This window comes from Bacteroidota bacterium, from assembly GCA_039714315.1.
Taxonomy (GTDB): domain Bacteria; phylum Bacteroidota; class Bacteroidia; order Flavobacteriales; family JADGDT01; genus JADGDT01.
Map to the genome: position 1 here is coordinate 1 of JBDLJM010000117.1, position 9,965 is coordinate 9,965.

The window sequence follows — 9,965 nt, forward strand, 5'->3', positions numbered from 1 at the left end:
TGAGCGGTGGTACCTGAGCGGAGTCGAAGGGATAGAAAAGTCGGAAGTATAAGTACTAAAATCTATATCATTTCTTTCCTCAAAAAATCAACAGTATAGCCTTTATTCTTTTTAATAACTTCTTCGGGAGTACCGGTTAAAAGTACTTTTCCTCCGTTTTTTCCTCCTTCGGGGCCTATATCGATTATGTGGTCCGCTAATTTTATAACATCGAGGTTATGTTCGATAATCAGGACAGTATTCCCCTTATCGACAAGTTTTTTTATCACCTTCATCAATACATTGATATCCTCGAAGTGTAAACCGGTTGTTGGTTCATCGAGTATATAGAATGTGTTGCCGGTATCGCGTTTCGACAGTTCGGCGGCAAGTTTTATTCGTTGTGCTTCTCCTCCCGACAGGGTAGTTGATTGCTGACCTAAGGTAATGTATCCCAGACCTACATCCTGCAGGGTTTTTAGTTTTCGGAATATTTTAGGGATATGTTCAAAAAACTTAACTGATTCGTTTATTGTCATATCCAAAATATCGGAGATAGATTTTCCTTTATAGCGTATTTCTAAGGTTTCCCTGTTAAAGCGTTTGCCCTGACATGTCTCGCAATGCACGTGTACATCGGGCAGGAAGTTCATTTCAATAACCCTGATTCCGGCACCCTGACAGGTTTCGCAACGTCCGCCTTTTACGTTAAATGAAAATCTTCCCGGTTTGTAACCTCTTATTAAGGCCTCAGGTATTTTGGCATAAAGCGAACGTATTTCAGATAATACTCCTGTATAAGTTGCAGGATTCGACCGTGGAGTTCTACCGATCGGACTTTGGTCTATATCTATAACCTTATCTATATTTTCCAGACCTTTTATAGATTTATATTCCAGCGGTTTTTTTACTGCTCTGAAAAAGTGATGGTTTAGGATAGGGTAGAGGGTTTCGTTTATCAATGTTGATTTACCCGATCCGGAAACGCCCGTTACTACTATCAATTTTCCCAGTGGGAAGTCGGCAGATACATTTTTAAGGTTATTTCCTTTTGCTCCTTTTAGAGAAAGAGTTTTTCCGTTTCCTTTTCTTCTTTTTTTAGGAATTTCTATGTTTTTTGTTCCGTTGAGGTAATCGGATGTTTGAGTATGTGTTTTCTTTATCTCTTCGGGTGTTCCCTGACTTACTACTTCACCTCCGTGTCGCCCGGCGCCCGGTCCTATATCTAAAACATGATCGGCCTGTTCGATCATATCTTTATCGTGTTCCACAACTATGATAGAGTTTCCTACATCGCGCAGTTTTTGAAGAGATTTAATTAGACGTTCATTATCTCTTTGGTGAAGTCCAATACTTGGTTCGTCAAGAATATACAGAACCCCAACAAGTTGAGAACCAATTTGTGTGGCCAGTCTTATTCTTTGAGCTTCTCCACCTGAAAGTGATTTGCTGCTTCTGTTTAGAGCCAGATAATTTAATCCTACATCAATTAAAAACTGTAATCTGTCTCTGATTTCTTTAATTATTTCAGATGCTATTACAAGTTGTTTTTTGCTGAGTTTAGATTCTATGTTGTTAAATAATTTGTGTATATCGGCGATATCCAAATCGGCCAGATCGGAAATGCTTTTGTTGTCTATTTTGAAATTAAGAGATTCTTTTTGAAGTCTTTTACCATCACACTCGGGACAGCTTATTTCGTTCATGTATTCCGAAGCCCATCTTTTTATGGACGAAGAATCACTATCGTTATATTGGTTTTGAATGAAATTTGTTATTCCTTCAAAGTCGATATTATAATCACGGGTAATTCCGATATTGTCTTTTTTTACAGAAAATTTTTCTTCTCCGCCATTTAAGATAACATCCATTGCCTGTTTAGGAATATCTTTTATAGGAGTATTCATATTAAAAGAATATCGTTCTCCAATAATCTGAAGCTGGCTGAAAATCCAGGATTTTTTTTGTTCTCCAAGCGGAGCTATTCCTCCCGCTTTTATAGATAATTTATCGTCGGGGATTATTTTGTTTATATCAACTTCTTTTACAACCCCAAGTCCGTTACAGTGCTGGCAGGCTCCTTTTGGGGAGTTGAACGAAAAAGTATTTGGTTCCGGTGACGGGTAAGCAATTCCGGTTGACGGACACATTAAGTTACGCGAAAAGTATCTTACGTTTTTGTTATCAAAGTCGGAAACCATCATGACATTATTGCCGTGATACATTGCAGTTTTTATGGTTTCATCGAGTCTTTTTTCAACCCCTTCGTTAATTATCATTCTGTCGATAACTATTTCTATGTCGTGAGTTTTGTATCTGTCGAGGCGCATACCTCGCGTGATCTCTTTTATTTCGCCATCAACTCTTACTCTTATAAAGCCCTGTTTAGAAATATTTTCAAATAGTTCGCGATAGTGACCTTTTCTGGATTTAATTATCGGAGACAGAATTAATACTTTTTGATTGTCGTAGTCTTTTTTAATCAGTTTTGCAATTTGTTCATCATTGTATTGCACCATTTTTTCTCCTGTATTATAGGAGTATGCATCAGCTACCCGGGCATACAAAAGACGAAGAAAATCATAAATTTCGGTGATAGTACCTACTGTTGACCTCGGGCTTTTGCTTGTAGTTTTTTGCTCGATGGAAATAACCGGGCTTAAGCCTTCTATTTTATCAACATCGGGGCGTTCCAGTCCGCCTAAAAACTGGCGGGCATAGGCAGAAAAAGTTTCTATATAACGACGTTGACCCTCAGCGTAAATGGTATCGAAAGCCAAAGAGGACTTTCCACTACCGCTTAAACCTGTTATCACAACCAGCTGCTCCCTTGGAATGCTCACATCAATATTTTTGAGGTTGTGCACCCGTGCCCCTAAAACTTCTATCTTATCGTCTGTAATTGCCATATAAAAAAACTAAGTCGGCAAATTTAATCATTTATGATTTATGATTTTAGATTTATGATGTATGATTTTATCTTGAAATTGTTTCAGAGTGTACTTTTGCTTTGTTGTTGTTTAAATCGGTCTAGCAGATCGTTAAATTATAACTTTTACTATAAGCCCAAAAGGCTGTCTCCATAATTTTGAGACAGCCTTTTATGTTTTGTTTTCAGTCTAATTATTTGTCAAATATAAGATTACCTTCTCCTTTAAGGTTCCAAGTCATATTTGAAAAATCAAAAGTGCCATACAAATGAAGTTCTCCTCCAATTGTTTCTTCAAACCGGCCTGTTCCTCCCAATACTATGTATATAGCATCTCCATTTCCTGCTGCATCAATTACCATGTCAATCAATTGTGTATGAATTTCATCTCCATTTGCAGCAGTGATAAATCCATATACATTTGGCCATTCTTCAAAACAGAATACATTCTCTACAGTAAACTTACCTATGAGTGAAGCGATTCCATATCCTTCAACATATCTAAAACAACCCTCAATACGGTCGGATGGTTCAGTACCGGGCATTATCATGATTCCAACAGCCCGTTTAAACTCAATGTTTTTAACCAGATAACCATCCTCTGTTTTTGCCTTTTTATTCAACAGAGTTAAATCACCCTGGTAATGATAATCGGTTAAAACTTTTTGCAAGTACTCTTTTCCTGATAGATCATCTTTTGTTAATAAATTATCTTCATAGGGTTCATTTTTGTTGCAACCTCCAAACACAAGCAACAAAAGTGTAATTGATAAAATTAAACGTGTTTTCATAGTAGTACGATTTTAATTTTTAATCAGTCAGTAAACCTTGCAAGTTACGAATAACTAATTTGTTGTCAGGTGTTTAAGTGTGTTGTTTTGATGAGTTGTAACCTGGATTATTTATAAAGAACATTAGCTCTTTTTATTCTCTGTAAATTTATTTTAATCGGTGTTCATGAATCCCTTCGTTTATTTCGCAAGCAAAAATCACCTTGATTTTAAATAGAGCATTAGCTACGCTGAACCTAAAGGTTTTTGAAATACATTTATAAGGCAGGTGCTTAGTTTTTTTATCCGTGAACTACATAGTAATCATGAATGCAAAAATGATAGCACATGCGCATGAACAAAATATTAAGAATCAAAAAAAGATTGCAGCTAAATTTATTGAATGGAATGATTATGAAGAAGTGATGACAGCAGATTCCTACTGAGAAGAGTTGAAGTTTTACGGAGAAATTAATAATAAAACTATCTCCAATTTATCTGCCTTAGTATTCTAAGAAACATAGTCAACTTAAATAGCAATGAGTGTAAAAAATATCCCAAGTGATATTAGGGCAATATTAGAGGTAGTTAATTAATATTTTACTATGATATTGATACAAGGGCTGCATTTTTTCAGTCTTCGTAATTTATGTTTGGCTTTAAGAAAAGTTAGTTTTACTATGTAAGAATTATGGTTATTATTATCATTGATAATAAATATATTTTAACAGGTCAAGGTTCCAATTTAGTTTACGAGATTTATATTGAAATTTTCAAAACATTAAAAATATGAAAAATACATTTTTAACAATAGCAATTACATTTTTTTCATTTTTATCATATGGGCAGAATAATATAGATGAGCTAATTGATAATTACAAAAAAAACGACGCTATTGAAGTAAAAAAACTTGGTAAATTAAAGTTGAAAGTAGGTCGTTTATTTATTGATGACGATGATTATGACCCAACGATCGTTAAAAAGATGATGAAGCAAATTAAAGAGATGTATATTGTAACTACCGAATCTGATAAAATGTTAAAGGAGATGCAAGACGATGTTGAAGAATTTGCTGAGAACAATTCTTATGAAAAGAATATGGTTGTAAGTTCAGAAGGAGAAGAATTTAATTTTTATAGAAAATCAAAAGGAAATATAATAACTGAGCTTTTCTTTTTTGTGGATGATGGTTTTGAGTCGTCATTAATCACATTGCAGGGAAAAATTAATTCCAGGGACGCAGTAACACTACTTGATATATTTAATTAGCATTTAGAGTTTGAAGTTTACCAGTTAACTGGTTTTAAAGAGTAATTAAAAATATTTATGCATAATTTCTACTTAGGTGTAGGTATTTTTTAGGTCGGGACAATATTAGTTCTAATTTCTCTTTTATCTTTTATCTTTTGTTTTTTGTCTTTTGTTTTTTGTCTTTTGTCTTTCATCTTTTATCTTATGTCTTTTGTCTTTCCTGCCTGACTGAGTCACGCAGGCAGGTATCTTATGTCTTTCCACTTTTCTCCCTAGCCGTGGGCGCAGCGGCAGCTCCCAATTATGAAATGGCATTTTTGAACAAAATTATTCAGGAGCGACCCGGGAGCTCCCTGAATAATTATTGTGAAAGCCATTTTGTAATTGGGACTATAGCGAAGCACGCGAATAGCTTCAAAAAAAAACTCAAAAAAAGATTATTGATAATTGTTGTTTGTTCATTGGTATATTTTAATTGAAATTATATATTTGCCAGCTACTATACTAATGTAGTAATATATAAAAGAAAGGGAGAGCTCTTATTATTTTTAACAACCCAAAAGAGTGTCCTGAAACGAACAAAAACTATTTGTAATGCAAAACAAAGGTACGATTAGACTCTTTACCTTCTTATTTGCGCTTGTAAGTATTTATCAGCTTTATTTTACTTTTAAAGCTAAGAGCGTAGAAAAAGATGCGGTGGAGTATGCGAATGGAGATGAAGTAAAACAACAGTATTACTTAGATTCTATTGCCCAAAAACCAGTGATGAACTTTCTTTGGGTTAAGGATTTTACTTATAGCCAGGTAAAAGAAAAAGAATTAAACTTAGGTTTGGACCTAAAAGGGGGGATCAACGTTATTTTACAGGTATCTGTAAAAGACATTTTAGTTGGTCTTTCGAACGAATCCAGAAATCCGGTATTTAATGCTGCTTTGGCAAATGCCTCGAAACAACAGACAGACAGTCAGGATGATTATTTGACTTTGTTTTTCGATGCTTTTGAAGAAGAAAATGCTGCAAAAGGTAATCAGACTAAGTTAGCTGCTGCCGACATTTTTGGAAACAAAGATTTAAGAGGGAAAATAAACTTCGACATGACTGATGACGAGGTTCAGAAAATAATTCGTGAAGAAGCCGACGGAGCGATAGACAGAGCTTTTACAGTTCTTCGTGCACGTATTGATAAGTTCGGTGTTGCTCAGCCTAATATCCAGCGTCTTGAGAATTCAGGTCGTATTTTGGTAGAATTACCTGGTGTTAAAGATGCTGAACGTGTTAAGAAACTTCTTCAGTCGACAGCTCAGTTAGAGTTTTGGGAAACTTATACAAACGATCAGGTTATTGGCTATTTACAAGCTGCAAATAACCGTTTGAAAGATCTTGTTGAGGTTCCTGTAACTAAAAAGGATGAAGCAGAAAAGGGTATAGAGGAAACTGTAACTTCAGGATTAGATTCACTTTTAGTGGATGGTACTCCGAAAGAAGACTTAAATGTTGATGCTATAGCAGCAAATCCGTTATTCAGTGTATTAGATCCGCGTTCTAATCAGGGTTCACCTATGATTGGATTTGCTGAGATCAGAGATACTGCAAAAATCAACTCTTACTTAAACATGCGTGAGGTTCGCGAATTGTTGCCTCCTGCATTACAATATGTAGAATTTCATTGGGAGGCTAAGCCGGATTCCAGAAACGGGAACAGATTGACTCTTTATGCTATAAAGAAAAACCGTGATAATGTACCGCCACTTGGAGGAGATGTTATTACTGATGCTAAGTCGGATTTCGATCAGACATCGAGTATGCCGGTTGTTTCTATGGAAATGAGTAAGCTTGGTGCAAAGAAATGGCACAAATTAACGGAAGAGAATGTAGATAAGTCTATTGCTATTGTTCTTGACGGTTATGTTTATTCGGCACCTAGAGTTAACGAGCCTATTTCAGGAGGACGTTCTCAGATCTCAGGTAGATTTACTGTTAACGAGTCTCAGGATTTAGCAAACGTATTGAAAGCGGGTAAACTTCCTGCTCCTGCCAGAATTATTCAGGCAGAGATTATCGGGCCATCACTTGGTCAGGAAGCAATTGATTCGGGAGTATTAGCTTTCGGAATTTCATTATTGATAGTTTTAGGATGGATGTTCTTCTACTATGGTAGAGCTGGTTTATTCTCAGATATTGCACTAGCTGCAAATATCTTGTTTATATTTGGAGTGCTTGCTTCTATTGGAGCTGTATTAACACTTCCCGGTATTGCTGGTATTGTACTTACAATAGGTATGTCGGTTGATGCCAACGTACTTATTTACGAGCGTGTTCGTGAAGAGCTTAAGAAAGGTAAGTCGGTAAAACAGGCAATTAAAGACGGATACAGCCAGGCTTATTCTTCTATTCTTGATGCCAACATTACTACCTTGTTAACAGGTATAATTCTTTATGTATTTGGAACGGGACCTGTACAAGGTTTCGCAACTACATTGATTATAGGTATTCTTACTTCATTGTTCTCAGCAATCTTTATTACAAGATTATTGATCGAGCGTAAGCTTGTAGCAGATAAAACTATTTCATTCTCAACAGGTGGAACTGATAAATGGTTTGCTAATCCTAACTTCGATTTCTTAGGAAAGCGTAAGATAGCTTACATGGTTTCGGGAGCAATTGTTGTTCTGGGTATTGTGTCTTTAATGACAAAAGGTCTTAACCAGGGTGTTGACTTTGTTGGAGGGCGTACATTTACTGTTCGTTTCGAGCAGCCTGTAAAAACTCAGGATGTATCTAAAGCTTTAGCTGATGTACTTATTGATGAGGATGGTAATAAAATGGCACCTATAGTGAAGACTTTAGGATCGTCTAACCAGGTAAAGATTACTACTAAATATAAAATCGACCAGGATGCACCTGAAGTTGATCACGAAGTAAATGAATTGCTTTATAAGGGACTTAACAGTTTCTTACCTGCTGATTACGACTACGATAAGTTTGTAGGTGGAGCAGACTCTAATGTTGGAATCATGCAATCTGTGAAGGTTGGACCAACTATAGCCGATGATATTAAAGAAGCTGCTTTCCTGGCAATTTTATTCTCATTGATTGTAGTATTCCTATACATTCTGTTTAGATTCCGTAAAGTTGGATTCTCTTCAGGAGCGGTTGTAGCGGTATTCCACGATTCATTGATAGTATTGTCATTGTTCTCGGTTTTCTATGGTATACTACCTTTCTCATTAGAAATAGATCAGGCATTTATAGCCGCTATTCTAACTGTAATCGGATATTCGCTGAATGATACCGTGGTTGTATTTGACCGTATTCGTGAGGTGATTGGAGAACATAAAAACCGTGAGTTTAAAGGTATGGTAAACGAAGCGATGAACTCAACATTGAGTCGTACTGTTAATACTTCGTTAACAACATTCTTCGTAATCCTTTCTATCTTCATATTTGCAGAAACGATTAGAGGATTCATGTTTGCATTGCTTGTTGGTATAGTTGTAGGTACTTACTCTTCATTGTTCATAGCTACACCGGTTATGTACGATATTGAAGCTAAGCGTAAAAACGGACTGGCAAAAGAAGACGAGAAATAATAATATTTCTATATAAATTAAGAAATCCCTCAGCCTTTTGGTTGGGGGATTTTTTTTTGGTTGCGCCCCCCAACTTGATGTCACAAAATGTGATATTTAGTTGTTATATTCATTTGGTATTAGTCAACTGGAAGATGGATTTTACCGGGGACGTATCATATTTCTGCTTACTTCCAATAGATAATACCAAATGAATCATGAAAGCACTATGAGGGGGGAGGTTAAAAGGTGATAGGATTAAAAGATGATAAGATTAAGAGGTTAAAAGATGTATCGTTCTAAAAAATGTTTACACTATTAATATTAATCCTGATTTAGATTTACATCTATAAATAAGTCCTGATATTTACACAACAATCGTTGTAGAATCCAATAAATAATATAACAAAACTCATATTGCAACACAGTTGTTAACTAACTACATTTGATCAAAATTTAGCACTATGCAAAAGGTAACTGACTGTATTGGGAATGAACTGGAAATTCCAAAAAGCATAAATAGAATTGTATCACTTGTACCATCAATCAGCGAGTTGATATATGATTTGAATATTGAGGATAAACTTGTAGGAGTAACAAAATACTGTGTTCATCCAAAGTATTTTCAGATCGAAAAAACTGTTGTTGGGGGAGTACAGGAATTTGATGTAGAAAAAATAAGGGAATTAAAACCGGATATTGTTTTTGCATCTAAAGATGAGAATTTCGAAGAGGAAATAGCGGAACTAAGTAAATCTGTACCGGTTTATGTTACTGATGTAAAAAATGTAGATGAGGCCAGGCAGATGATTGAAAATTTTGGAAATCTTTTGAATAGTAGAAATGAAGCTTCTAAGATTTTGATGAAAATTGATATGCAGCTTCGGGATTTAGCCAGAGTGACCGATGGTTTATTACTTAGAACAGGAGGCTACTTTGTATGGAATGATCCATGGGTTGTTGCAGGGAAGGATACTTTTATCGATTCTATGTTGCAGTTGATAAATGTAAAGAATGCGTTTTCTAACTTAAAAGAACGTTATCCTGCCGTTACAGCAGCCAATATACACATAGCAAATCCCGATATAATTATATTGCCGACAGAACCTCATGAATTTACAGATGAGGATGCAATCAGAATCGGACAAAACTGCCATGATGCAGCCACATTTTTTGTTGACGGGCAGGCATTCGCATGGTATGGATCGAGGATAGTAAAATCGTTGGATTATTTGAAATTACTTGCTCTAAAGCTAAAAGATATGGACGGTTTAGGGACGGGAAGTTCAAGTCTGAGTTAGGTGATAGGTGTTAAAAAAAGGTAAAAGATAAAAGGTAAAAGATACCTGCCTGCGTGATTCAGTCAGGCAGGAAAGATAAAAGATACCTGCCTGCGTGACTCAGTCAGGCAGGAAAGGTAAAAGATACCTGCCTGCGTGACTCAGTCAGGCAGGAAAGATGAA

5 protein-coding genes are annotated in these 9,965 nt (G+C 35.8%); 3 read left to right on the forward strand and 2 right to left on the reverse strand.

Going from position 1 to position 9,965, the window contains the following annotated elements:
• Positions 1–62 precede the first annotated feature (62 nt).
• Positions 63–2,888 (reverse strand): excinuclease ABC subunit UvrA, encoded by a 2,826-nt coding sequence (gene uvrA / locus ABFR62_10915; protein ID MEN8138931.1) that lies wholly within the window; start codon positions 2,886–2,888, stop codon positions 63–65.
• A gap of 214 nt (positions 2,889–3,102) precedes the next feature.
• Entirely contained in the window at positions 3,103–3,699 is a 597-nt protein-coding gene (locus ABFR62_10920; GenBank protein MEN8138932.1) for a hypothetical protein, read from the reverse strand.
• A 768-nt stretch (positions 3,700–4,467) separates the two neighbouring features.
• Between ABFR62_10920 and ABFR62_10925 the strand changes: the two genes are divergently transcribed.
• From ABFR62_10925 to ABFR62_10935, 3 genes are all read left to right on the forward strand, one after another.
• Entirely contained in the window at positions 4,468–4,947 is a 480-nt protein-coding gene (locus tag ABFR62_10925; GenBank protein ID MEN8138933.1) for a DUF4252 domain-containing protein, read from the forward strand.
• A 576-nt stretch (positions 4,948–5,523) separates the two neighbouring features.
• A complete protein-coding gene (gene secDF, locus ABFR62_10930; GenBank protein MEN8138934.1) occupies positions 5,524–8,523 on the forward strand; it encodes a protein translocase subunit SecDF in 3,000 nt (999 codons plus the stop codon).
• Positions 8,524–8,966: 443 nt separating this feature from the next.
• On the forward strand, positions 8,967–9,803 hold the full coding sequence (locus ABFR62_10935) for a helical backbone metal receptor (protein ID MEN8138935.1): 837 nt from the start codon (positions 8,967–8,969) through the stop codon (positions 9,801–9,803).
• The last annotated feature ends 162 nt before the right edge of the window (positions 9,804–9,965 follow it).

What these genes read in the sequence shown, in the direction of transcription:
- ABFR62_10925 (MEN8138933.1), top strand. Translation starts at nt 4,468, where the DNA reads ATGAAAAATACATTTTTAACAATAGCAATTACATTTTTTTCATTTTTA.
- ABFR62_10920 (MEN8138932.1), bottom strand. Translation starts at nt 3,699, where the DNA reads ATGAAAACACGTTTAATTTTATCAATTACACTTTTGTTGCTTGTGTTT.
- ABFR62_10935 (MEN8138935.1), top strand. Translation starts at nt 8,967, where the DNA reads ATGCAAAAGGTAACTGACTGTATTGGGAATGAACTGGAAATTCCAAAA.
- uvrA (MEN8138931.1), bottom strand. Translation starts at nt 2,888, where the DNA reads ATGGCAATTACAGACGATAAGATAGAAGTTTTAGGGGCACGGGTGCAC.
- secDF (MEN8138934.1), top strand. Translation starts at nt 5,524, where the DNA reads ATGCAAAACAAAGGTACGATTAGACTCTTTACCTTCTTATTTGCGCTT.